19 protein-coding genes are annotated in these 25,115 nt (G+C 60.5%); 12 read left to right on the top strand and 7 right to left on the bottom strand.

What is annotated here, in order from left to right:
* Nucleotides 1–33: 33 nt before the first annotated feature.
* On the bottom strand, nt 34–492 hold the full coding sequence (locus EYW47_RS16295; protein ID WP_133195872.1) for a VOC family protein: 459 nt from the start codon (nt 490–492) through the stop codon (nt 34–36).
* Nucleotides 493–736: 244 nt separating this feature from the next.
* On the opposite strand from EYW47_RS16295, the gene EYW47_RS16290 reads away from it, so the two are divergent.
* The gene (locus tag EYW47_RS16290; protein WP_133195871.1) at nt 737–6,301 is read left to right on the top strand and encodes a trifunctional serine/threonine-protein kinase/ATP-binding protein/sensor histidine kinase; all 5,565 of its coding nucleotides are present in this window, start codon (nt 737–739) and stop codon (nt 6,299–6,301) included.
* Here EYW47_RS16290 and EYW47_RS16285 read toward each other — a convergent pair.
* Complete coding sequence (locus EYW47_RS16285; protein ID WP_338117828.1) at nt 6,298–6,903, bottom strand: response regulator transcription factor; 606 nt, start codon at nt 6,901–6,903, stop codon at nt 6,298–6,300. The genes EYW47_RS16290 and EYW47_RS16285 overlap by 4 nt on opposite strands.
* Nucleotides 6,904–7,128: 225 nt before the next feature.
* On the opposite strand from EYW47_RS16285, the gene EYW47_RS16280 reads away from it, so the two are divergent.
* Complete coding sequence (locus EYW47_RS16280; RefSeq protein ID WP_133195870.1) at nt 7,129–7,500, top strand: response regulator transcription factor; 372 nt, start codon at nt 7,129–7,131, stop codon at nt 7,498–7,500.
* A 36-nt stretch (nt 7,501–7,536) separates the two neighbouring features.
* On the opposite strand, the gene ilvB is transcribed toward EYW47_RS16280, so the two are convergent.
* Entirely contained in the window at nt 7,537–9,300 is a 1,764-nt protein-coding gene (gene ilvB, locus EYW47_RS16275; protein WP_420819399.1) for a biosynthetic-type acetolactate synthase large subunit, read from the bottom strand.
* Nucleotides 9,301–9,611: 311 nt separating this feature from the next.
* On the opposite strand from ilvB, the gene EYW47_RS16270 reads away from it, so the two are divergent.
* From EYW47_RS16270 to EYW47_RS16240, 7 genes are all read left to right on the top strand, one after another.
* Nucleotides 9,612–10,748, top strand: a complete 1,137-nt coding sequence (locus EYW47_RS16270) for an L-dopachrome tautomerase-related protein (protein WP_240763741.1) — start codon at nt 9,612–9,614, stop codon at nt 10,746–10,748.
* Nucleotides 10,749–10,793: 45 nt separating this feature from the next.
* Nucleotides 10,794–11,561: a glycine betaine ABC transporter substrate-binding protein gene (locus tag EYW47_RS16265; protein WP_133195869.1), complete on the top strand. Its 768-nt coding sequence runs from the start codon at nt 10,794–10,796 to the stop codon at nt 11,559–11,561.
* A 46-nt stretch (nt 11,562–11,607) separates the two neighbouring features.
* A complete protein-coding gene (locus EYW47_RS16260) occupies nt 11,608–12,507 on the top strand; it encodes a LysR family transcriptional regulator (protein ID WP_133195868.1) in 900 nt (299 codons plus the stop codon).
* A 191-nt stretch (nt 12,508–12,698) separates the two neighbouring features.
* Complete coding sequence (locus EYW47_RS16255; protein WP_205710087.1) at nt 12,699–13,784, top strand: enolase C-terminal domain-like protein; 1,086 nt, start codon at nt 12,699–12,701, stop codon at nt 13,782–13,784.
* 80 nt (nt 13,785–13,864) lie between these two features.
* Nucleotides 13,865–15,271: an NAD-dependent succinate-semialdehyde dehydrogenase gene (locus EYW47_RS16250; RefSeq protein WP_133195866.1), complete on the top strand. Its 1,407-nt coding sequence runs from the start codon at nt 13,865–13,867 to the stop codon at nt 15,269–15,271.
* A gap of 36 nt (nt 15,272–15,307) precedes the next feature.
* On the top strand, nt 15,308–16,903 hold the full coding sequence (mdlC, locus tag EYW47_RS16245; RefSeq protein WP_133195865.1) for a benzoylformate decarboxylase: 1,596 nt from the start codon (nt 15,308–15,310) through the stop codon (nt 16,901–16,903).
* Between the two features lie 132 nt (nt 16,904–17,035).
* Entirely contained in the window at nt 17,036–17,992 is a 957-nt protein-coding gene (locus tag EYW47_RS16240) for an AraC family transcriptional regulator (RefSeq protein WP_133195864.1), read from the top strand.
* Between the two features lie 46 nt (nt 17,993–18,038).
* Here the strand turns inward: EYW47_RS16240 and EYW47_RS16235 are convergent, their stop codons facing one another.
* On the bottom strand, nt 18,039–18,851 hold the full coding sequence (locus tag EYW47_RS16235; protein WP_240763739.1) for an IclR family transcriptional regulator: 813 nt from the start codon (nt 18,849–18,851) through the stop codon (nt 18,039–18,041).
* A 390-nt stretch (nt 18,852–19,241) separates the two neighbouring features.
* Here EYW47_RS16235 and EYW47_RS16230 point away from each other — a divergent pair, with 390 nt between their 5' ends.
* Nucleotides 19,242–19,601, top strand: coding sequence for a BON domain-containing protein (locus EYW47_RS16230; protein ID WP_165976587.1), 360 nt, complete (start codon nt 19,242–19,244; stop codon nt 19,599–19,601).
* 103 nt (nt 19,602–19,704) lie between these two features.
* On the opposite strand, the gene oxlT is transcribed toward EYW47_RS16230, so the two are convergent.
* Nucleotides 19,705–21,030: an oxalate/formate MFS antiporter gene (oxlT, locus tag EYW47_RS16225; RefSeq protein WP_133195861.1), complete on the bottom strand. Its 1,326-nt coding sequence runs from the start codon at nt 21,028–21,030 to the stop codon at nt 19,705–19,707.
* A gap of 62 nt (nt 21,031–21,092) precedes the next feature.
* The gene (locus tag EYW47_RS16220; RefSeq protein ID WP_205710086.1) at nt 21,093–21,890 is read right to left on the bottom strand and encodes a maleate cis-trans isomerase family protein; all 798 of its coding nucleotides are present in this window, start codon (nt 21,888–21,890) and stop codon (nt 21,093–21,095) included.
* A gap of 197 nt (nt 21,891–22,087) precedes the next feature.
* Here EYW47_RS16220 and EYW47_RS16215 point away from each other — a divergent pair, with 197 nt between their 5' ends.
* A complete protein-coding gene (locus tag EYW47_RS16215; protein ID WP_133195860.1) occupies nt 22,088–22,744 on the top strand; it encodes a GntR family transcriptional regulator in 657 nt (218 codons plus the stop codon).
* 186 nt (nt 22,745–22,930) lie between these two features.
* On the top strand, nt 22,931–24,064 hold the full coding sequence (locus EYW47_RS16210; RefSeq protein ID WP_133195859.1) for an alkene reductase: 1,134 nt from the start codon (nt 22,931–22,933) through the stop codon (nt 24,062–24,064).
* Nucleotides 24,065–24,084: 20 nt separating this feature from the next.
* On the opposite strand, the gene EYW47_RS16205 is transcribed toward EYW47_RS16210, so the two are convergent.
* Entirely contained in the window at nt 24,085–25,065 is a 981-nt protein-coding gene (locus EYW47_RS16205; RefSeq protein WP_133195858.1) for a LysR substrate-binding domain-containing protein, read from the bottom strand.
* Nucleotides 25,066–25,115: the final 50 nt, after the last annotated feature.

The following is a 25,115-nucleotide window of genomic DNA, read 5'->3' as shown; positions in this document are numbered from 1 at the left end:
TGCTCGTGACTGAAACGAGCCGTACGGGATAGCTCAGGGCCGTTCCGACGGATATTCCGTGCTGCCGTCCCAGGACGCTGTTTCGGAAGAGTCGAAGATGAACTCGATGGTCATCCCATTCGGATCGACGACGAACACCTGATACTCATGCTGGGCCGGAACGGTCCGCGCGCGATAGCCCATGCCGAGTGCGCGCAGCCGTGCCTCGAAAGCAGGAAGATCGACGCATCGGAACGCGATGTGATCCAGAACACCCGAGCCTCCATCACGGTCGATATCGCGTGTACCGAGATACGCGTGCAGTCCACCTTCGGAAGGTTCGTTGGCTGCAAGGTGGACAATCGGCCATTCGCCGTTATAGAGCCAACGGCCATCGAACCTGAAGGGAGGCCTGGGTCCCACCTTCAAGCCGGCGACCTGCTCGAAAAACGTTGTTGTCTCGGCGAGTTTTGCAGTACGAACCGTAAAGTGATCAAGACGATCGATTTTCATGATGTCAACGATGTTGATCAGTAATCAATGTCCAGATTCTAGGAAATGTTGGAGGGGTATGCCAGCGAATAAACCGCACTAAAAACAGTTTCGCTTTTTCTTTGAAAATGACCGGACACAAACGTACTTGTTGGGCGTTCTTCATCGAGACGCAAAGCGCAACCCGACGGGTATGGCGATTTTCGTCCTATCATGGCGGGATCTTGTATCGCAGCGCCCATTCACGAGTCCAGGTTGACAAATCATGCTGCGCACGTTTGTTCAACTGGCAGTGATCAGGTCGGACACGCTCACGGTGAAACGTGGCTTGACTGGCGGATCGCAGCCGGTTCTCCTGTTCGTCCCTTCCGCGGTATCGCCGTCGAAGTCGATTTACGCCGGCTTCAGGAATGAACTGGCGCTGGCCTCACAACTCGATGCGGCGTGGGCGGCCATGCCGCTTGGCCTCACCCATCACGAAAACACCCTCGCGCTCGCGGTGGAGGATCCTGGTGGAGACCTTCTTGACGCTCTTGGCGCAAGATCTTTCGATCTGGTGCAGCGGCTGCTTCTCGCGCTCGCCATTATTGAATCGATCAAGGGCATGCACGCGCAGGGGATTACGCATACCGCGTTAAGTCCTCGTACGATTTTGGTCAGTGCCGATCTGCGCCATGCCTGGATCACCGGCTTTAGCAATGCGACGCGCGTGCGCTTCATGCCCGAGAAGTCGCGAAGCGAGGCCGAGCCCGAGCCCGAGCTCGATTCGGGTGCCGTCTATCGCGCGCCCGAACAGACGCCGGGATCGTATCGCTATGTCGATTGCCGCGCGGACCTCTACGCATTCGGCGTCGTGTTGCATGAGCTGTTGACCGGGTTTCTTCCGCTACCCTCATGCGAGCGCAACGCCGCCCCGCCTGGCGATGGAGGACAGACCGTCCCGAGCCAATTGCTGCAGATCGTGACCCGCTTGCTGGAACCCGAGGCCGATGACCGCTACCAGAGCGCCGGCGGGGTGCAGGCCGACCTGCTGTGCGGACTCGATGCGCTGAGCAAGTCGCGAACCATTCCAACCTTCGCGCTTGGCGCGTATGACACGCCGCCGCCGCTGAACCGGCCGCATCGCTTGCGCGGCCGCGATGCACATGTCGAAACATTGAAGTCGCTGGCCGGCTCGGTCGCGAGCAAGGGCAGGCCCACATCCGTTTTCGTTACCGGCGGGGCAGGCTCGGGCAAGTCCGTCCTCATCGACGCCGTCTGCAGTGAGCTGAGGGATGCCGGCTGGCGCGTGGCAACCGGCAAGTTCGACCAGGGCCGCGGCGAATCGCCGTTTCGCGTGCTCAACGAGGCGCTCGGAAATCTCGTGGCGTCGATGGTCGCCTCGGGCCGCGATCTGGAACCGCTGCGCCGGGATGCGCTGGCAGCAGTCGGCCAGCTTGGTGCGTTGATCTCCGAAGCGATCCCCGAATCACGCGCGCTCCTCGGCGACCCGCGCCCGGCACCCGAGGCGAGTCCAGACGCGGCGCGCATGCGCTGGCACGAAGTTCTCGCGCGCTTCATCGGCGTTTTCGCGCAGGCTTCACATCCGCTCGTAATTTTCCTCGACGACACACAATGGGCTGATACCGCGACCGTCCAGTTCGTGACGGAAATGCTCGAACGCCGTGCCATTCAGTGGCTCCTGTTCATCGGCGCGAGCCGCGAAGGGGAAGTTACAAGCGATCGGGATCTGTATGCAACGCTGTCTGCCACACGTACGGATGGCAACGCGTTGCATCGCCTGCCTATCGAGCCCCTGTCTCGAAGTGCCGTCGCCGATCTCGTCGCCGACATGCTTGGTGTCGACGCGGGCGGAGCCAGTGGTATGGGGCCGCTCGTCGAGCTGCTCTATGCGCGCGCAGAGGGTAACCCGCTCTTCACGATCCAGTTGATGAGGAAGTTCGCGGACGAGCGCCTCATCGCGCAGGACACCGTAAGCCGGGTCTGGAACTGGGACCTCGACGCGTTTGGCGCCGCCGCCGATGCGCCCGACCTGCCCGAGTTGATGCAATTGCGTGTGAGCCGGCTGCCAGCGAACGTGCGCGACACGCTCGCTTACTTCGCCTGCATGGGTAACGTGGCGGCGGCGCCTGTGCTGGGGCGCATCGTGAGCCTCGATGACGACGCACTGCGCGAGCGCTTGCGGCCCGCCGTGAGCGCCGGCCTGATCCTGCCTCGGGGCGACGACTACCTGTTCGTACACGACCGTATTCAGGAAGCTGTCGATGCGATGCAGACGACTGAGGAGCGTGCGGGCCGGCATCTTGCGATCGCCGGCTGGCTCAGGACATTGCCGGCGAGCCTCGCACAGCACTTCGACGTCGCGGATCACCTGAACCGCGCGACTTCCTTGTTGCGCACAACGGCGGCGCGGCTCGACGCGGCCGCCTGCAACCTGAACGCCGCGCGCCAGGCGAAAGCCTCGGGCGCACATGTCGCGGCCGGCCACTATCTCGGCGCGGGGCGGCGCCTGATGCAGCAGGACGACCCCAGGTTCCAGCATCCACTGCATGTGCAGCTCTGCCGCGAAGCCGCACATTGCGCGCTGCTTGCCGGCGATCTTGGGTTCGCGGGCCAAATGATCGACCAACTGCATGGCATCCGCCTCGCGAAGGACGACATCGTTGAAGTGGCGCTCATCGAAGTGACGCTCAATGTCCTGCAGTCGCATAACGAACAGGCCGCAGGCATTGCGCTGCAATGTCTTAAGGATTGCTACGGCATGGTGCTGCCACAATATCCCTCGGGGCAGGAGGCGCGTGACGCATGCGAGGCCGTCTTTCGCAAACTCGGTGCTCGCGAGATCGAGGCACTGGCGGCGCTGGAAGACATGGATGACCCGGAGATCGCAAGGGCAATGGACTTGCTGTCTGTCCTGTTGCTGCCCACCTTCTATACGAACCCGAACCTGTTCGTGCTGCACCTTGCGAAACTGGTCGAACTGACGCTCGATCATGGCTTGTCTGAGAACTCGGCGCACGCATTCAGCTCCTTCGGCATGGTGATCGGCGACTTTCTGGGCCACTATCAGGAGGGCTACCGTTTCGGCGTGCTCGCAAACGAAATCGTCAATGCACGAGGTTTCTTTGCCGTCCGGGCGAAAACGCTGGTCGGGCTCGAACTGGTCAGCTACTGGACGCAGCCGCTGCATCGGGCACTTGAGGTGATCCATCTGGCGCGAGAGGCAGCGGAGGAGTCGGGCGAATTCGATATCGCCTGTACGGTGCGTAGCCTGCTCGTGACCAACATGTTGGCGATTGGCTCGCCGCTCGACGAGACGCGGCGCGAAGCGGAGTCGGGGCGGTTGTTCAACGTGCGCGCGGGCTATCACGATGGGGCGCAGATGCTGGTGGTCCAGTTGTGTTTTATCGATGCCATGAGCGGACGAACGCTCAGGCCGTCCTGCTTCGATAGCGCTACGTTCAGCGAGGCAGCGTTCGAGCGCGAACTCGCGCAAGGCGCCAACGCAAGCCTGTGTTGCATGTACTGGGTGATGAAAGGCAAGACGCGTTGCCTGGCGGGTGAGTTTGACGAGGCTGAGAGGGCTTTTCGCCAGGCCGAGGCGTTCGTCTGGTCGTTGCCAGGTTTTTTCCAGCTGTTCGACTTCCACTTCTTCTGGGGGCTGACGTGCGCGGCCCTGCTGGGCACACCGGCCGAAGCCGGTGCAGCGGACATGGGAGACGTGGCTGACGAAGAGGACCGGCGGCTCAGGCACGCTCGCTTGCGTACGTCGCTGGACAAGTTAGCGCAGTGGGCCGATGCGTGCGAGGCGACATTTGCAGACAAGCTGGACCTGTTGCGCGCCGAGTCGGCGCGTCTCGATGGGCACCCACTTGAAGCGCTCGAGCATTACGAGTCGGCTATTCGGCGTGCGAGGGAAAATGGGTTCCTGCATCACGAAGGCATCGCGCTCGAGCGCGCGGCTGGCTTTTGCCGTGAACGGGGGCTCGAAGTCCTGGCCGACAGCTACGTGCAGCACGCCAGCCAGGCTTTCCTCAAATGGGGCGCCCATGCGAAAGCAGCGCAAATGGAGAATGCGCGGACCGGCCCTTGGCACGTGGAGGACAACGCGAACCGTTTGCCGAAAGTCCAGCCGCTCGACGAGGACACGCGCTTTGTGATGGAGACGACGCGTACGCTGTCGAGCGAGGTGGTCGTGGAGCGCTTGATCGAAAAGCTGATGATAGCCACGCTCACCTGGTCGGGCGCCGACTTCGGCGCTCTCGCGCGTTGCAGGCGGCGGCTCGAGGTGGTGGCGACAGCCACGCGCGAAGGCGCTGCGGTGACGGTGGATCTCGCCGACGGTGCAGTTACGGCGCCTTCGCTTCCTCTGTCTCTCCTCCACGGTGCGCTGGCGTCTCTTCAGCGGGTCGTGCTCGATGCGGCCGCGATCAAGCGGCGCTACGCAGGCGACGCGTATTTCAAAGCGGGTCGTGTGCTTTCCGTGCTCTGCTTGCCGCTCGTGAAGCACGGGCAGCCTCTTGGCGTGCTGTATCTGGAACACCGGAGCGCGACAAGCGAACTGACGGCCAGCAGAATCGCTGTGCTGGAGATGATCGCAGCACAAGCTGCGATCTCGATGGAGGTCGCCCAACTGTACGCGGACGTCTACGAAGAGAACCGCGAGCGCAGGCGCGTGGAGGCGATGCTGCGGGAGAATGAAGCGGCGCTCGCACAAGCGCAGCGCATAGGTGGCACGGCGAATTGGTACTGGAGCGTCGAGTCGGGTGAGGTGGCGTGTTCGGCCGAACTGCTGCTGATGCTGGGGATCCGCCTGAATGGCGGGCCGCTGAAGCTCGAGAGCATCATGGCGGCGGTGCATCCCGAGGACCGGGACGCAGTCTCGCGCTCGCTCGCGGATGCCGTGCAGCGCCGATGCGGATTTCGTATCCAGTTTCGCGGACTGGAGACCGAGGGCGTGGTACGGCATTTCCAGGCGATCGGAGAACTGCAAACCGGCAATGGCGATCCGGTTCGCTACGTGGGCACGACGCTGGACATCACCGAGCGCGAGAACCGCGAACAGGCGCTACAACTGGCCCGCAACGAGCTGGCACATGTCACGCGCGTGCACACGCTCGGGCAACTGGCGGCGTCGATTTCGCACGAGGTCAATCAACCGCTCGCCGCGATCATGGTCAACGCCACGGCGGCGTTGCGCTGGCTGCGTCGAGCCGAGCCGGATCTGGGTGAAGTCGCAACGGCGCTCGAGCGCATCGCGGCGCAGGGCAACAGGGCGACCGAAGTGATTCAAAACGCGCGTAGCCTCGTAAAGCGGGCGCCTACTGAGCGCAACCTCGTTTCACTGCCCGAACTGGTCGAAGACACGCTGGTGTTGCTCCAGCGGGAGATCCATAACCGCTCAGTCGCACTCGAGTGCGACATTGCGAGCGGGTTGCCGATGGTGGTGGCCGACAGGGTGCAGCTTCAGCAGGTGTTTCTCAACCTGCTGCTCAATGCCATCGAAGCGCTGCGTCGGGTCACGGGTCGGCGCCGCTGGATTCGCATTATCATCCGGGCGATTGAGCCCGCCCTGGTGAGCGTAAGCATCGTCGACAACGGGCCGGGACTCGCAGGCGTCGATGCCGAAGTGCTGTACAAATCGTTCTATTCGACAAAGGCCGATGGTCTTGGCATGGGGCTTTCGATTTGCCGCTCGATCATTGAGGCACATGGAGGATCACTCGCTTCCATTGAAGTCGCTCCCCCTGGTGCAGGCTTCGAGTTCGTGTTGCCCGCGCAGAATCTGGGCACTCGCGACGGCGATGCCGCGAACGCACAAGACGGTTAGCGCGTGGGCCGGATGCCAAGCGATGCAGCCTTGAGCACCAGGTCCGCGACGGTGCTCGCGCCCATCTTTTTCATGATCTGCGCGCGGTGGATCTTGACAGTGATTTCACTCAGGTGAATTTCCGCAGCGATCTGCTTGTTCATCAGCCCGCTTAACACCAGGCCTAGCACTTCTTTCTCGCGAGTCGTGAGGGAGTTGTATGCATCGCGTAGTGTGCACAGCGCGGCGTCGCGCACGCGCCGCTCACGATCCCGCGCGAGCGCATTGGCGACCGCGTCGAGCATATCCTGATCGCGAAACGGCTTGGCAAGGAAGTCGAGGGCGCCGGCTTTCATGGCCCTTACCGACATCGCAATGTCGCCATAGCCCGTCATGAAGATGATGGGCAGCTCGACGCCGAGGCGTGCGATCTCTTGTTGCAATGCCAGCCCGCTCGTGCCGCGCAGGCGCACGTCGAGGACGAGGCAACCCGGGACATCCGGGCGGTGCGCGGCAAGGAATGCCTCGGGCGTGGCAAACAGCTCGGTGCGCAGGCCTACGGAGCGCAGCAGCCTGTCCAGACCGTCGCGCATCGGCTCGTCGTCGTCGACGACATAGACCATGGGCATTTCGGGACTTTCCATCGTGAACGACCGCTTGTGCATGCGCGTTGAATTATTGTAGTCGCTCGATGCAAGGTGTGGCACGCCGCGTGCGCCCGAGCCCGATGTGAAATCCGCCGTGAAATCTATACGCACGTATGATTTGATCGTTGATGGCTCGGGAATACACTGGGAAGATGGGCTGCGATCCGGCGCCCAAATTCCGTTCAGCCAAGGGCTGCTCACGTGCAGACTGGAAAGATCGTATGCGTTGTTGACGACGATGAGGCTGTCCGGCTCGCCTTGTCCAGCTTTCTGCGCTCGTTTGGCTGGCAGGTGCAAACCTTCGATTCCGCACAGGCATTTTTGGCGTCGGCGGTCGCCGGTCAGGCAGCGTTTCTGATCACGGATATGCAGATGCCCGGCATCTCGGGCATCGATTTGCACGCCGCGCTGCGTGCACAACAGCGTTGCCCACCCACGGTGTTCGTGACTTCGCATGCCACACCGGAACTCGAGGCGCGAATCCGCGCAGCGGGTGGACTGGCGCTGCTGCAGAAGCCTTGCGATCTCGCCGTTCTGGCGTCGTGGCTCAGTTCAGCGATCGGGACTCCGTAATATATGGTTTGCCTGCTGCTATCGACGTGACCCGTTTCACTCCATCCGCATCTCGGTCAAGGTCGCTCCGCTTGGAACCATCGGCCAAACGTTCTCTGCAGGATCGGTCTTGAAGTCCATGAAAACCGTTTTATCCTTGAGCGATAACGCTTCGCGGATAACGGGCTCCACGTCGGCAGGATGCTCGATGCGAAACCCCGTGTGTCCATACGCACGTGCGAGCGCGACAAAATCCGGCAGAGCATCCATGTACGACTGCGAGTAGCGGCTTTCATAGTGAACGTGCTGGAGCTGCTTGACCATCCCAAGATAGCTGTTGTTGAGGGAAACGATCTTGACGGGGAGGTTGTACTGCTTGCAGGTTGACAGCTCTTGAATGCACATTTGAATTGAACCATCTCCAGTAATGGTCACCACGTCTCTTTCCGGAAAAGCGCGCTTCACGCCCATTGCGAACGGCAATCCCACCCCCATCGTGCCGAGGCCACCTGAATTGATCCATCTGCGAGGCTCGTCGAACGGAAAAAGCTGCGCCGTCCACATCTGGTGCTGGCCCACATCGGAACAGATAAAAGCGTCGCCCTGAGTCGCTTCCCAGAGCTTCTGAATCACGAATTGAGGCTTGATGATGGTGTCGCTGTTCTCGTAGCCGAGACAGTTTTTGGCGCGCCAACCGTCGACGGTCGCCCACCATGACGCTCGCGTCGAGCGGTCGATGTCTGTGTGCTTCAAGACATCGACGAGTTCGGTCAAAACACTGCGAACATCACCGACGATAGGCACATCGACCTTGACTCGCTTGTCGATACTGGTGGGATCGATATCGATGTGGATGATCTTGCGCTCCTGACGGGCAAAATCTTCGGTGTGCCCGATAACCCGGTCGTCGAACCGTGCGCCAATTGCGACGAGCACGTCGCAATGTTGCATGGCCATATTCGCTTCGTATGTTCCGTGCATGCCCGGCATCCCGACAAACCTTCGGTCCGTTCCAGGGAAGCCGCCGAGCCCCATCAGGGTGTTGGTTACGGGCGCGTCGATCAAATCCGCAAGAACTCTGAGTTGACTCGAAGCACCCGAAGCGATGACGCCACCGCCGGTATAGATATACGGACGGCTGGCGCTGGCAATGACACGCGCCGCATTGCGGATCTGGGCATAGTGCCCCTTCGTGTGCGGCTTGTAGGAGCGAAGCGAAATGGTCTGCGGATACTCGAATTCGCAGCTGGCGAGTGCGACGTCCTTGGGAATGTCCACGACAACCGGCCCCGGTCTGCCCGTGCGCGCAATGTGGAAGGCCTTCTTCAAGGTGATCGCGAGGTCATTGACATCACGGACCAGGAAATTATGTTTGACGACCGGGCGCGTAATGCCGACCGTGTCGCATTCCTGAAATGCGTCTTGTCCAATCGCGCTGGTGGGGACGTTGCCGCTGATCACCACCATGGGCACTGAGTCGAAATACGCCGTCGCGATTCCAGTTATGGCGTTGGTGACGCCCGGACCGGAGGTGACGAGCGCCACGCCGGGATTGCCTGTCGCACGCGCGTATCCGTCGGCGGCATGAACGGCTCCTTGCTCGTGCCGCACAAGGATGTGGCGGATTCCCGGGTTGCGCTCGAGCGCGTCATAGATGGGCAGAACAGCTCCGCCCGGATAGCCCCAGACGGTGTCGACGGCCTCGAGCTTGAGTGCGGCAATAACCACGTCGGCGCCGCTCATCGTTCGGGTTGGGCGATTGTGCTGAGGTGGAGCTCCAGAGGGGCTGGCATTCGCGAAGTCGACTTTCATGGCTTGCAGGGGGCGGACACGGGTATGGCGGCATCATGACGACTATCGCTGTGCCTGCATACGGGCGTGGCGCATATTCTGTTTTTAGATTCCGTAGAAAGTGACCCCGACCCGTGCCTGGGCGTCACCTTGCCACGACTCGACTCACGAGGTTCAAGAAGCGGATTACGTGAAAACCGCGCTGATTTCATGCAAGACGCACATGTGAAATCCGCTGATAGTTCTATTACACCGTCACTGCCGGCCTCCGCCCGGAAGTGAACCGATTCCGTCGCGGCTGACCAATCAGACTCGCTCTTACGTATCCGTATGGAGGAACTATGCGGGCGCTCATGTTTCGCGTTGGGGCAACCGTTTGTGAAATCGCGTTCGTGTGTCTCGCATCCTTCGCGGGAGCATCGGCTCAGACGCAGAACGACGCCGCCGTAAGCGCGCCTGCCGTCAACGCGGAGCGATTGGTGACCGTCAGGTCCAACAAACAAATGCCGTGGAATGCCATTGCGGTCGATCCGCGGGGGCGAGTCATCGTGAGTGCGCCTGTCTGGGCCGACAACAAGGGACCAGCAGTTGCGATTGCGGAGCCAGACGGCACGCTCGCACCCTGGCCGTCGCCAGAGTGGAACAGCTGGCACCCGGGCGCAGATCCCTCGCACGCATTCGTAAGCGTCAATGCACTCCATTACGAAGCCGACGGATCGATCTGGGTTGTCGATACTGGCGCGCCTGTTTTCGGCGGTGCGCTTGTACCCGGCGGTGCGAAGATCGTGCACATCGACACGAACACGGACAAGGTGCTACGCGTCTATCCAATCCAGGCCGACGCATTGCGCGCCAACACCTATATCGACGATATCCGGATCCATGGACGACACGCCTATATGACCGATGCCGGCGCCGGCGCGATCATGGTTCTCGATCTCGATGACGGATCCGTTCGTCGCCGCTTCGACGGCGAGGCCTTTACAAAGGCGCTTCCTGATGCACGCATCGTGGTGAACGCCAAGGTCTTGAAGATGCGGGACGGCACACCGCTGAAGGTCAATGCCGACGACCTCGAACTGAGCGCAGACGGAAAGTACTTCTATTTCGCGCCGCTTACCGGACCGATGTATCGCATCGAAACACGCTACCTGGATAACGCCCGGCTCAGCGATGCGCAACTCGCGCGCCATGTCGTCAAATGGTTCGATATGCCGGCAGTAGGTGGAACCGCGATGGCTCGCGACGGGACGCTCTACTTTACACAACTCGACGAGAACGCATTGAAGCGGCGCAATCCCGATGGCTCAGTGACGCTCATGGTGCGTGATAGCCGGTTGCGCTGGGTCGATGCGCCGTTTCTCGATGGAAAGGGATATATCTACCTCCCCGCGGCGCAACTCGACGGCGTAACCGTGCTCAATCACGGGCAGTCGACCATGACGATGCCTATCTACCTTTACAAGGTTCAGTTGTGAATGCGCACACGTTAGCCGATTCATTTCCTCAAAGCAGGTGAGCCCATGAGCCTCGTCCGTCTCGGTCATATCGACCTTAGCTTTCACGCCGCGAGCGCGGCCGTCGTCCAGCGGTTGCTGGAAAGGGCGGGACACGAAGTCGTCACCTCCGCCGAGCCGCATGAGGCCATGTTTCGCAGTTACGGTGCGCGCGCGGTGGACATGCTCGTTTCCGCGTGGCTCCCAGGGAGCCACGGTGCTTACCTCGCGCCCTATGCCGCTGACACGCACATGCTCGGTGTCCTGTATGAGCCATATTGCATCTGGGGCGTGCCGGACTACGTCCCCGAAAGCGAAGTGGCCACAGTCCAGGATCTGAAACGCCCAGACGTGGCACGACGCATGGAGAAGCTGATTCAGGGCATTAATCCTGGTGCCGGCATCAGTCGATTTTCCGTCGAGATCGTGCGCGAATATCAGCTCGATGCTGAAGGGTACCATTTTGAAACCGGCCCTGAAGAGTCTTGCTACCACCGTTTCGAAGAAGCCGTCGAGCGTAAGGCCTGGGTTGTCGTGCCATTGTGGCTTCCACAGTTTCTGCATGCGCGTCATCGGATCCGCGAACTGGATGAGCCATTAGGATTGCTTCGCGGTCGAGATCAGGCGACGCTCATTGCGCGTCATGCGTGTACCCGGCAATTTTCACCCGATCTCATCGAGGCCTTGACTTCGCTCACGCTCGGCAACGCCTCCGTAAGTCAGCTTGACTACCTGATTTGCCGCGAGGGGATGACACCCCTCGAAGCTGCCGACATCTGGCTCAAAAGCGCGTGACAGGCGCAGGTAACGCGGCGCTCTTGGCAACAAGACGCGACACCCCATGGTTAAACTGGAAGACCTGATTATCTTCATTCTCACGGCAGACAACGGAAGCCTGACGGCTGCCGCCAGACATCTGGATCTCACGCCTGCCATGGCGAGCGTCGGGCTCAAGCGCCTTGAAGGCGAACTGGGCACGCAACTGATTGCGAGGTCCACGCGCAGCCTGCGTTTGACGCCGGATGGCGAGCGGTATCTGCAATACGCTCGAACCGTGATCGAGCAAGTGGAAGCCGGTGCAACGGCGCTTGCGCACGGCCGGAAAATGATCGGTGGAGTTGTTTCGCTTTCCGTACCGTCGGATCTGGGCCGAAATGTTCTGTCGAGATGGCTTGACGAATTCCAGGCGGAACATCCCGAGGTCACGTTGCAGATACGGCTCGGCGACCACGTGACCGATATGTATCGGTCGCCAATCGCGGTCGCGATCCGCTACGGCGTGCCTGAGGATTCATCGCTGGTCGCGCTGCCGCTTGCGGCGGGGAACCGGCGTGTACTGTGCGCGTCTCCCGACTATATCGCGCGGCACGGCCGCCCCGCGGCGCCGCAGGACCTGGAGCAGCACAATTGCCTGAGGTTCGCACTGAGTGACAGGACCCACGATCGCTGGACGTTCTATAAGCATGGCGAGCCGACCGTTGTGAAAGTACACGGCAACCGCAGCAGCGACGACGGGGAGCTCGTTCGGCGCTGGGCGCTGGCGGGACGAGGCGTCGCGTACAAGTCTCGCCTCGACGTTCAGGGGGATCTCACCGCAGGCAACCTGGAGGCCATGCTAACGGAGTATGAAGGGGAAGGCGCGCCTCTTCATCTCGTCTGTGCGCATCGTACGATGCTTTCGCCGACGGTCAACGCGTTGCGCGATCTTCTGAACACGCGCCTGAGTGCTTATCTCGTCTGAGAGGCGGCGCATTCAGAGAAATGATAAGTATTACGAAATAATTGAACCTTGCATAAAACACGACTGATTACCGTTTTATGTGACTAGGGATCGTGCGAACCAGAAAGTGCCATTAGAGGCAAGCGTTCAATCTATGTCTGGGACGGGAAGTGACGTGTCGTACATGACGGAGTGATTCCATGCAAGAACCTATGAAGCTCGTCGATTTCAGAGTCCGGGCAGCGGTTGTCCCGCTGCGTCGACCGATCATTGCGGGCATTGGCCGTTTCGACAGCTGGCCGCTGATCCTCCTGGATATCGAAACCTCGGCCGGCGTGATCGGAAGGAGTTACGTGGCGCCGTATCGCGAGGCCGCCGTGCCGGCCGTTGTCGCCGAAATCCGTGATATTGGCAGCGTCGTTAAGGGAAAAACCATCAGTCCGTTCGATGTCTTTGAGCGAGCCATGAGAGCGCTGAACGTCGTCGGTGTGACAGGCGTATCTACGATCGCGATGTCCGCTGTCGACATGGCGATCTGGGATGCGCTTGCGAGGAATGCGGGCTTGCCGCTGGCGACCTTGCTCGGCGGGTCGCCAGGGCCCGTGCGCGCGTACAACAGTAACGGACTTTGGCGTCACGAGGTTGCGACGATCGCTGCCGAAGCACGGCAACTACAGCAGGAGGGCGGATTTTCCGCCATGAAACTGCGCCTCGGCAATGTCCATCTCAAGGACGATCTTGCTGCGATACAGGCCGTGCGCGAAGGCGTTGGGAACGAGATCGACTTGATGGTCGACTTCAATCAGGCACTGGGGCTAGGCGATGCGATCCGCAGGTGCCACGAGCTTGATGAAGCAGGTCTGTATTGGTTCGAAGAGCCTATTGCCTATGACAACGTTCGGGGGTATGCGCAGCTTGCCTCAAAAGTTCGTACACCATTGCAAATGGGCGAGAACTACTATGGCTCGCGCGACATGCTCGAGTTTCTCTCGGCTGGGGCGGTTCACTACGCGATGGCAGATCTCATGCGCATTGGCGGCGTAACCGGATGGCTGCGCTGCGCGCATCTCGCTGCCGCCGCCGGGGTGCAGTTTTCGAACCACCTTTATCCGGAAATCGCGGCTCATCTGCTGCGTGTTACGCCCACGGCGCATTGGCTCGAATGGGTGGACTGGGCGAATCCAATTCTGGCCAATCCGCTTGAGCCGCGCGGCGGGGAGGTCTGCGCCCCAGACGTTCCAGGCACTGGCATCGAATGGGACGAGAGGGCGGTTGATCGATATCAGGTGACTGTCTAGCAAAGTCAACGGCAGTCGGTTTGAACGGCGTTCGGCGCCGGGTAGCACCGCAAGGTCAATCTCAATTCTGGAGAGCAAACATGGCTTATCAAACCGTCAGTCCCGCTACGGGCCAATTGATCAAGACCTTTCCGGGCATATCGGACGCGGAGCTGGAAGCGACGCTCGCCCGGGCACATACGTGCTACGAGACGGATTGGCGGCACCGGCCGGTGTCGGAGCGCGCCCGCATCGTGTCGCGCGCCGCCGCGAGGTTGCGCGAACGCGCCGAAGAGTACGCGCAGTACGTGACGCTGGAGATGGGCAAGCTGATCAACGAAGCGCGGGGCGAAGTCGCGCTCTCGGCGGACATTCTCGACTACTACGCGCAGCATGCGGAGAACTACCTGAAAACCGAGGTGCTTGAAGACGCGCGTGGTTGCGTCGTCGAGACCCGGCCGCTCGGTGTGATATTTGCAGTCGAGCCCTGGAACTTTCCCTACTATCAGCTCGCTCGCGTAGCGGGGCCGCAGCTCATGGTCGGAAATGTGGTGGTCGTCAAGCACGCAAGCAACGTGCCGCAATGCGCGCTTGCTTTCGAGCGGCTCTTCGATGATGACGACGTGCCAGCCGGCCTCTACAGCAATGTCTTTGCGAATTTCGATCAGGTCGCCCGCGTGATCGACGACCAGCGAGTGCGAGGCGTCACGGTTACCGGTAGCGAGCGGGCGGGTGCGACCGTGGCCGAGCGCGCCGGCCGTGCGCTGAAGAAGTCCGTGATGGAACTGGGCGGAAGCGATCCGTTCATCGTGCTCGAGGATGCGCCGCTCGAGCCAACACTCGACAACGCGATCTGGGGGCGCATGAACAACACAGGCCAGAGCTGTGTCGCTGCGAAACGCTTCATCGTGGTTGGCAAGGAGCGAGGGGCGGCCTTCCTGAGTGGCCTTGTGAAGCGCATGGGCGCACTGAAAGCGGGGGATCCCGTCGAGCTTTCGACGAGTCTTGGTCCGGTGTCCTCGGAGAGCGCGATGAATCACCTGCTTGAACAGATCGAGGAAGCGAAGGGAGCAGGCGCGCGCGTCGCGCTGGGTGGCCATCGCGTTGATCGGCCGGGGTTCTATGTTGAGCCGACCGTGCTGACCGACATCGACCCGCACAACCCCATCTATACGCAAGAGCTCTTCGGGCCGGTTGCATGTTTCTACGTGGTGGATAACGAGGAAGAAGCGATCAAGCTCGCTAACGCGACGCCGTTTGGCCTGGGCGGGTCGGTCTTTACCGCGGACCTCGTGCGCGGGAGGCGGATTGCCGATCAGCTGGAAAGCGGGATGGCGTTTGTGAATCACCCGACGTGGACTGCGCCGAATTTGCCTTTTGGCGGCGTCAAGAACTCGGGCTACGGGCGGGAGCTCTCCGAAATTGGCTTCGGTGAGTTCGTGAACCGGCGTCTTGTGAGCATTTCGCCCGCAGGGTCGCCGGCGCCCTCCGTCACCCAGGCAGGCTGAACTGACGACATCTCATTCGTGGAACTGGAGCAAGACATGGGCACCGTACAGGAAGCATTCTACGAAGTCGCAAGACGCTTGAAGTTGACGACGATATTCGGCAATCCCGGGTCGACTGAAGAAACGTTCCTGCGCAACTTTCCCGCCGATTTTCGTTACGTGCTGGCGCTTCAGGAGGCGCCTGCCGTCGCCATGGCGGATGGCTATGCGCAGGCTACGGGAAGAGCCGCGCTCGTCAACCTGCACACGGCCGCCGGGATGGGCAATGCGCTGGGCAACATCGAAAGTGCATGGTACAACCGTGCGCCGGTCATCATTACCGCGGGCCAGCAGACGCGGGAAATGCTGTTGATGGAGCCGTATCTGACCAACACCAAGCCCTACGCAATCGCGGAGCCGTATATCAAGTGGGCTTACGAGCCAACCCGTCCGGAAGACGTCCCGAGTGCGCTCGTGCGTGCCTACGCAATGGCCGTGCAACCGCCTGCCGGTCCCGTGTTCCTCTCGATACCGATGGACGATGCGGATAAGCCGTGTTCGCACCTTCCGGCAGTTCGCACCATCGGGCGTCACCTTGGGGCGGATCCGAAATATCTTGGTCCGGTCATCGACGCGTTGTCGAAGGCCCGCTCTCCCGTCATGGTGACCGGTGGCGCAGTGGACCAGAGCGGTGGCTGGGACGACGTCGTGCGGCTCGCCGAAACGCTGAATTGTCCCGTCTGGGCTGCGCCGCTCGAAGGACGGCCGGGGTTCCCGGAGACACACCCCCTTTATCAGGGGCAGCTGCCCGGCGCAATTGGCCCGGCATGCGCGCATTTCGAGGGGCACGACGAGATACTCGTAATCGGCGCTCCCGTGTTTCGTTACTATCCCTATGTCCCGGGCGACTATATTCCCCGTGACTCACATCTGTTTCATATCACAGACGATCCATCCGAGGCTGGAAGAGCTCCAGTGGGGGACAGCATCCTCGCCGATCCGGCTCGCGCGTGCGCGGTGCTGGCCGATCATCTGCGGCGCTCGATACGTACGGGACCGGCAAAGCGTGAACCGCTTGCGGAGCCGCAAGCGGAAAGAGAAATTACGCCCGACTATCTTTACCACGCCATTCAGCTGGCAAGACCTGAGGACAGCATTATTGTCCAGGAGTCGATGTCGTCGTTGAAGGCGCTGCGCGAGCGTTTGCCGACACGCTATTCGAGGTCGTTCTTCTCGATGACGGGAGGCATCCTTGGGTACGCTTTGCCCGCTGCCGTCGGCGTTGCTCTGGCGGAACGAGATAAAGGAAGCCATCGCAAGGTGATCTGCATCGTCGGTGACGGCTCGGCGAATTATGTGATTCAGTCGCTTTGGACAGCGGTGCAACACCAGTTGCCGATCCTGTTCGTGGTCGCGTGCAATCACGCCTACAACATTCTGAAATCGTTCGCGGATCAGTTGCAGACGCCAGGCGTGCCGGGCCTGGACCTGCCAGGCCTGAATTTCGTCTCTCTGGCTGCCGGCTATGGTCTGGAGGCGGCATACGTCAAAAGGCCGTCCGAACTGGCTGAAGCGCTGCACTTCGGGATGGTGCAGGACAAACCGTGGCTGGTCGCGGTGGAGGTCGATTCGACCGTGCCGCCGTTGATCTAGTATTAAAAGTTCGGCGTGTGGGGCGATGGCTTTAGATGAATAGCGGTGATTTTTTTCAATAGGTCAGTAAAGGCGTATGGCAAAGTGACTACACCCTGGTGGGCAGACACAGTACGATGACTGGAGCCAGCGATGCAAACTTCAAGCCTTGCGACCATGACACGCGCGCGATCTGATAGTCTCGCGCCCCACATCGAATATGAAAAGGCGTGGCGTAATGTGTCGGGATGCGCTGCCAGCAGCGGCAGCGCGAACGATCGCATTGCGGTTGCGCGGTGGACATTGCCGGACGCGGAGGCGTTCGATACCGGGCGCGCCACAATAGAGGAGTGCTATGTCGTAGGCGTAAGTCTGCGCTCGATGCGAGTTTCCTTCTTTTATGAGGGGAAGCCGACATTCGAGGGCCGTGTGATGCCCGGCATGTATCAGGTCACCTCTCCCGGCGATTGTGCGCGAGCGGTGTTTCACACGGGTTGTGACGTACTGCATTTCCTCGTGCCTGAAACGATGATTCAATCGTTGGCCGATGAGTTGGGCGATTGCCGCGATGCGCCGGACCTGCTGAGAAGGCAGGTTCACATTGTTCATGATCCGTGTATCGAGCGCCTGGCGAACGCCATGCTGTTTGCTGATAAAGCATTCAAGGCGTATGGTCAGCTGTACATCGACAGCATCAGCATGGCGCTGTTGTGCAGGCTCCTCGAACCGCAGGCTCAGCGGCGCGCGACGCCCGCCCGGCTCACGCTCGTGGGTTTGCCGAAATGGAGGTTGATGCAGGTGACCGATTACATCGAGGCCCACCTTGCCGATTCAATCAGACTTGAAGACCTTGCGGACGCCGCCGGCTTGACGCGTATGCATTTCGCCGCGCAATTTCGTGTGGCGACCGGCTTTCGTCCACACGACTATGTTTTGCGCAGGCGAATAGAGCGTGCGAAGGAAATCCTCAGTCATGGCAAGTGCTCATTGCTGGACGCCGCGCAGCGTGTCGGATTTCAATCGCAGGCGCACTTCACGACAGTTTTCAAGCGTATCGTGGGTACGACGCCCAAGTGCTGGCAAAACACTGAACTGTCGCGCAGCGCATAAGCGGCCATTATCGTCATCGGTTCTTCCAGCGTCTTCAGATGGCGAATCACGACCGCGTGATTGCAGTCGTGATCTCCTCAGCGATCTGTGAGACCGCGGAAATGAAGCCAGTTTGCGCTTTGGGACCTTCCGGGAAAAGCGGATAGATCATCGAGATCCCGATCGAAGCTACGGGATAGCGCGTCGTGTCGAAAATGGGCGCAGCGATGCAACCAAGCTGGCTGTTTGTTTCTCCGTCGTCGTAAGCCAGTTTCTCTTTCTCGACCTCAGTGAGCTCAACCCGGAGCATTTCCGGCGTCGTGAGCGTCGTGGGCGTAAACTCGCGGAAGGTGATCTGGTCGATAAGGCGATTGCGTTCGCCTTCAGGCAGAAACGCCATGATGGCCTTGCCTACGGCCGTGCAATATAAAGGCTCCCAGTCCCCCGAGGATTGTTTGACCGACACGATATTGTCGGCGGGCATGACCTCGATTAGCACGACCCGATCGTTTTGCAATACTGCGAGATGCGAGGTCTGCTTCGTCATGACAGACAACTTCTTCAGGAACGGGCGTGCCGTATCCACCAGCGAGGTATCGGGGCGCAGCATACGGGCCCAGGAACCGAGCTTCGGCCCGGGAACATAGGTCTTGAGGACAGGGTCTTTGATGACGAGCGCGGCGCGCTCAAGCGTATTCAAAAAGCGAAACGCCGACGCTTTATCGATATCGAAATGCGCAGCGACCTCGTGCAGCTTGAGCGGCCGGTCTGCTTCGAGCACGTACTCGAATATCAGCAACCCCTTCTCGAAGGATTGAATGATCGACGTGTCCGGCTTGGTCCGCCTTGCAGGGGAGCTATCTGCGGCAGGAGAAGACATCTTTCGGATTGCTTTCGCCATGGCATTGACAAATAATCAATAGCGTTGTCGATTATCTGGCAATGCTGCGGCGATGTAAACGGCGCGGTCACTGATCGGTCCGTCCCTGATATTCCTTCGCGACCGTTCGCAGTGCCGCCTTGATCGCAGCAAATCGACGGAGCGCAAGGCGATACGATCGACGGCCCCGCAGTTTCCACCGCCGGCAATTCGACCAATCATCGTGCATTCGAGAAACTTCCCGTTCACCCGTTATGGAAGACGCAGCGCGGACTCTGCATTATCGATGTGGGGGCTGGCACATCGTGCTCTTCCAATGGCGTCTATTGCCAAGGCAGGGCGATGGGCGATTCACTATTCAGGTTACCTCGACCAGATCGGAGTCAAATCGTGAAACTCGCGAATCTCGTTTCCACCCAGGCCATTTCCATTGCACTATTGATTGCATGTTCGTCGGGTCTTGGTGCAACGACCGCTACTGCTCAGGAGGGCGCAACTTCTCCACCTCCAACCCACGCGATGGTACGCAAAGCGAACCACCGTCTGGAGGCGGCCGTCCGCAAACAACTGGCGCACTCGAAAATAGACGTTTCGGATATCCGGGTGATAGCACGCTCCGGCAAGGTCAGTCTCGAAGGCACCGTACCAGATGCGTCACAGATTCCCGTAGCCGCCGACGCCGCTCGCAAGACGCAAGGCGTGTCGAGCGTCTCGAACAACCTGACGATCAGGGAAGAGGGAGGGGGTTGAAGGGGGATAGCTGGCGTGCCGGCATTCCGAGGCTCGCGCTTTAGTTTCGCCGCATCGGGCACGTCCTTCGTGCCCGATTCCCAATGGCGATGAGGGCGGGGCGCTATACGGTCGGCTCGCTCTTGCACCGGGCCGCGTGCGCCAACTGACCTGCCGGTTTTTCGCCCCCGTGGTTGACGAACCGGATTCTCATGGGTTCCAGCACGAACTTCGCTACGAAACCCATCGCGATACTGGCGACACCGCATCCCAGAAATACGGTGTTCCATGAGCCAGTTGCTACCGTGATAACGCTACCGAGCGGGACCAAAAGCGCTGCGATGCCTTTTGTTGTATAGAGCATCCCGGAATTGGCGGTGACGTGTCGGGTACCAAAAATATCGCCTGCCATTGCCGACGAAATCGCATAGAGCTCCGCGTAACACAAAAATACCATTGGTGCAAAAATCAGGAATGCGTATGGGTTGCGTCCGAACAGTACCAGGCCGGACAACGCAATTCCTTGACCGATAAATACGATCAGCATCGTATTTTCCCGGCCGATGTGGTCGGACAGCAGGCCAGATAGCGGCCGCGTCAGCCCGTTGACGATGTTATCGATCGTCATCGTCAGTGTGAGCAATGGCAGCGTGGCGCCGATGAAGAGGATGGGCTTCGATGCGATGCCAAAGTCCTTTGCGATGGGCGCAATTTGTGCGGATGCGAGCAGGCCTCCAGCGCAAACCAAGGTCAAAACGACGTACAAACACCAGAACACCGGGGTGCGAACGACTTGTGCCGGACTATACTCGCGGTCGATATCACCGGCAACGCCAGCACGTTTTCTGGATGCGAGTGAGTGCGGGGGACGCCGCATGAACAATGCAATGACGAACACCGAAAACCCCAGGATCAGGGCAAAACGAATGAACGTAGCCTTGTACCCGTTCGATGCGATGGAATTGGCTATCGGAATGACGGTGAGCGCGGCGCCCACGCCATAACCTGCGGCGGTCAGGCCGGAGGCAAAGCCGCGGCGGTCGGGAAACCACTTTAGCGCGTTGCCAACACAGGTGCCGTATACGCATCCGGCGCCAACGCCTGCAATGGCCGAGCCGATGTAGAGTTCGGGCAGCGTTGCAGCGAAGCCGTTCAGGGTCCATGCGAGGGCAATCAGCAGGCCGCCCGCCGCAGCGACGGGGCGCGGACCATACCTGTCGACGAGCCAGCCTTCGATTGGAATCAGCCAGGTTTCTACCAGGACGAAAACGGTGAATGCGACCTGAATGCCAGCCTCGCTCCACTTCATGGTTTCATGCATCGGCTTGACGAACAATGTCCAGCCATACTGGAGATTGGTCACCAGACCCATGCACAAGATGCCGAGGAAAAGTTGAAACCAGCGGTTGCCAAGAATGCCAGTGGCTGGCGATGCTGCTTCATTTGTCATTTTTGTCTCCGACCTGATAGGGCTGGGCGCGTCTGTACTTTCGTACGCGCGCCCATATCGCTTTAGTACTTGGCGAGCAACGAACCAAATCCGTCGCGTTGATCGTTGATGCCGAGCTTGCGCAGCGCGTGCCAATAGATGGCTACGCCAACAGAGAACACCGGCTTCTTGATCCAGCGTTCTGCTTCGTCAGCGACCTGTGCAAAGTGGAGGTTGGTGCCGAGCTGAATGATGGCGTCAGGATTGTATTCGTTGCACTTGTGAACGGCCTCGATCAGCGGCTCATGCGTTTGCGCGCCGACGTGAATGATGCTTCGGCACTTCAGGCCTTCCACGTGGACCACTTCGAAGCCACGGGCTTTGAAATAGCTCACGGCGTTTTCGTCGATGACCGGGTAATACGGCGTGACCAATGCGATCTTGCGTGCGCCAACGGCCTTGAACGCTGCCTCGGCAGACTGGGCTCCCATGGTGACACCCACACCGGACAGCTTTTCCAGGTGCTCCTGGAGCGCGAAGCTGCCTTTCTCGCCGCCCATGAAGCTTTCCGAGGACATGCCCAGAATCAGGTGATCGATAAGGCATTCGTTCAGCCGGCGCACGGAGGCGTCAAGATTCGCCGTCACGTGCGCCATGATGGTTTCCCAATCCGCGTTCGCATCGATCTTCTGGTTCGGAACGTAGTAACGGTCGATCGCGTTGATCACGCCTCGCGGGCGCATATCCATCATCTCGTTCTCGACGTTGACGTTGGGGCCCGGCGTCATCACCCCGATGACGGCGCGGGGTCCCATGGCGTTGACGTACTTCTCGCGATCGAACGTGGTGTTGGGGATCTGGTTGGGGTCAAGCTCGGACATTGAAATCACCTTTTTGCATTCAAAATATGCGATTGATAGCGGTTTGACGGGGTGTTACCCCAAATATCGTGCCGTTTTGCATTCAAACGGTACGCCCATGATAGCCGGCTTCGAGCGCGCGTCAAGAGATTTGCATGCATTTTTGGGGTTTACAGCTATAATTCCGACTAACGCAAACTGATATCGGGCTGTTTTGTATGCAAAAAGAAGATGGGGACGGCAAGGTGCCGGCCGATACCGTGTACGAGGGAGCCCGGTACGTCGACGTGGTCAGCCGCATTCGGGAGATGATCATCGACGGGGATCTTCCGCCTGGGTCGCGGATACCGGAGAAGGAGCTATGCGCGAAGTTCGGCATTTCTCGAACCCCGTTGCGAGAAGCGTTGAAGATGCTGTCTGCCGAAGGTCACATCGTGCTGCTTCCGAATCGGGGCGCGCGGGTTGTTGATCTCACGCCGCAGGAGGTCGCGGAGCTCTATGAAGTCACCGGTGCTCTGGAAGCGCTGGCGGGGGAACTCGCTTGCGAGCGCATCACGCCGGAGGAGCTGGAGGAAATCCGTGCCCATCACGAGCGGATGGTTGCTTGCTTCGAGCAGGAGGATATGAAGGGGTACTACGCATGCAATCGCGCCATCCACGAACGCATCATGGCCGCGTCACGCAATAGCGAATTGATCGCACTCTATAGCACGGTGAATGCACGGATCCGGCGTGCGCGGTTCGTTATTGCCATGCCTCGTGGACGCTGGTCCGAAGCCATGGCCGAGCATGAGGGCATGGTCAACGCGTTGGTTCGCAAGGACGGGGTGACGCTTGGCCGTATATTGAGGATGCACCTGAGACATAAGGGGTAGCTATCGCAATGCCAACCGGGCACGGCCGCATGGCATCTTTTTGTCCCGCTTGAAAATCTTTCAACGTCGGGCTCAATTCTCTTGCCCGTGGCTCATGACGACAATGGGTACCAGTTCAAAGCGAGTGGATACGCTCCATTCGACACTGGCGAAAACCTTTTACTCCCATTTCGTGTACAGACAATCATGAGCAACGTTGATCTCTTTACCGCCGGCGCGCTCGCCGGCCGCGATGTCGGGCACCGCATCGTGATGGCGCCGATGACACGCGCCCGCAGCACCCAGCCTGGCGATGTCCCCAACGAGACAAATGCGGTCTATTACGCGCAGCGGGCTACTGCCGCGCTGATCGTGACGGAAGCGACACAGATCTCCCCGCAAGGCAAGGGCTATTCATTCACGCCGGGCATCCACAGCCAGGAGCAGGTGGAAGGCTGGCGTGGCGTCACGGGCGCCGTGCACGAGGCGGGTGGCCGCATTTTCCTGCAGCTGTGGCATGTAGGCCGTATGTCCCACCCGGACTTCCACGGTGGTGAACTGCCGGTCGCCCCTTCGGCCATTCCGTTCGAAGGCCAGATCTGGAAGGTCGATCCTGATACCGGCGTGGGTGCGATGGTCGATTGCCCGACGCCGCGCGCGCTCTCGACCGAAGAGGTTCGCCAGATCGTGGAGGACTTCCGTCAGGCGGCGCGCCGCGCAATTGAGGCCGGGTTCGACGGCGTGGAGATTCATGGTGCCAACGGCTACCTGATCGACCAGTTCTTGCGCACGACCTCGAACAAGCGTACCGACGAATACGGTGGCACGCGGGAAAACCGGCTGCGCTTCCTGAAGGAAGTGATCGATGCCGTCTCGGACGAGATCGGCGCAGATCGCACGGCCATCCGCCTCGCGCCGTTTCTCACGGCACGCGGCATGGATTGCCCGGACATCCTGCCGACGATCCTCGATGCGGCGTCGTACCTGCAGTCGCGTGGCGTGGCCTATGTGCACCTGGTCGAAGCCGATTGGGACGATGCACCACAATTCACGGAGGCATTCCGCCGCGAGCTTCGTGCACGCTTTTCGCGGCCGATCATCGTGGCCGGCCTGTACGACACGGAGCGCGCAGGTTGGGTGCTCTCGCGCGGGTATGCCGATTTTGTCGCTTTCGGGCGCAAGTTCATCGCGAACCCCGATCTTCCGTATCGACTTGCAAACGGGCTGCCGCTCGCGAACTTCGACGGCAGCACGCTGTTCGGCGGCGAAGCGCGCGGCTATAGCGACTACCCCGCGTGGACGGAGCACGAAGGCGAGCAGCCTGAAGCGGTCAGTGCCTGACGCAGCCGCAGCCGGTCGGCTCAAGACGGTGTGCGCTTGGCTGTTGCCTTGCGCACGCCGGTCGGGTCCGTTGCGCGCGGCTTCGCGGACGCATGTCCGAGATCCAGTTTCGCGGCGCGGATTTCAGCCATGAGCGCCTGCTCGAAGCTTTCCATTGCCGGCGAGAAGGTTTTGCCCTTGCGCCACCGTAATGCGGCGATGCGCGCCATCCCGTCGTCCGCGATGTCGACCATCACGAGCGGTGTGTTGCGCGGCAGCGCGAGGCGACTCGCGATCGTTGCGTAGCGGCCCGCTTCGGCAAGCCGCATCAGCGAATCGACGTTGGCGGCTTCGACGCGCACGTCGAGCGCGATATCCGCGCGCGCGAACGCGGTGTCGATTTGCCTGCGCATGGCGAAGTCGCCATTGAGCAAGGCGAGCGGGTGCGTAGCGACCTCGGCCAACGACACCGGACGCCGGCCTGCATGCGCGGACGCGACGCGTGCGAGACCGAGTTGCTCGCGGAACAGGGTGCGCTGTTCGATGTCGGGGCTCGACAGATGCGAGAAGGCCACCCCGATATCCAGTTCGTTCTCGACCAGTTCGCGATCGATCGCGGCCGCGGGAACCTCGCGTACCGATACGCGCAATTGCGAATGCGCCGCGAGCAGCGCGGAAACGGCGGGGATGACGAGCGAACGCGCGTAGGTATCGATTGCGCCGATGCGCAGCGAACCGCGCACGTCGCGCGAACTGTCGATCGCGTCGGTCAAGACGAGGTCGAGCTTCGAGAGTAGCGGATCGAGTTGTGCGTAGAGGTCAGCTCCTGCTCGCGTGAGCATGACCCCGCGCCCGACGCGATCGAACAGCGGCACGCCCATGAGCTCCCCCATCTCCCGCAGATGCTGTGACAGCGCGGGTTGGGTCAGATGCAGTTCCGCGGCAGCCCTTGTCACGCTGCCGGTGCGTGCGACGGCAACGAAGCTGCGCATGAGCCGCAGATCGACTGCGTTTCTATTCATAACAGACGCTAATACATTGAGTCGAGAAAGATAAATATACACCGCGCGGT

The sequence above is a fragment of the Paraburkholderia silviterrae genome (genome assembly GCF_004353915.1).
GTDB lineage: Bacteria > Pseudomonadota > Gammaproteobacteria > Burkholderiales > Burkholderiaceae > Paraburkholderia > Paraburkholderia silviterrae.
Note: the sequence above shows the minus strand (reverse complement) of the source record. Positions and strands in the feature narration are given on the sequence as shown.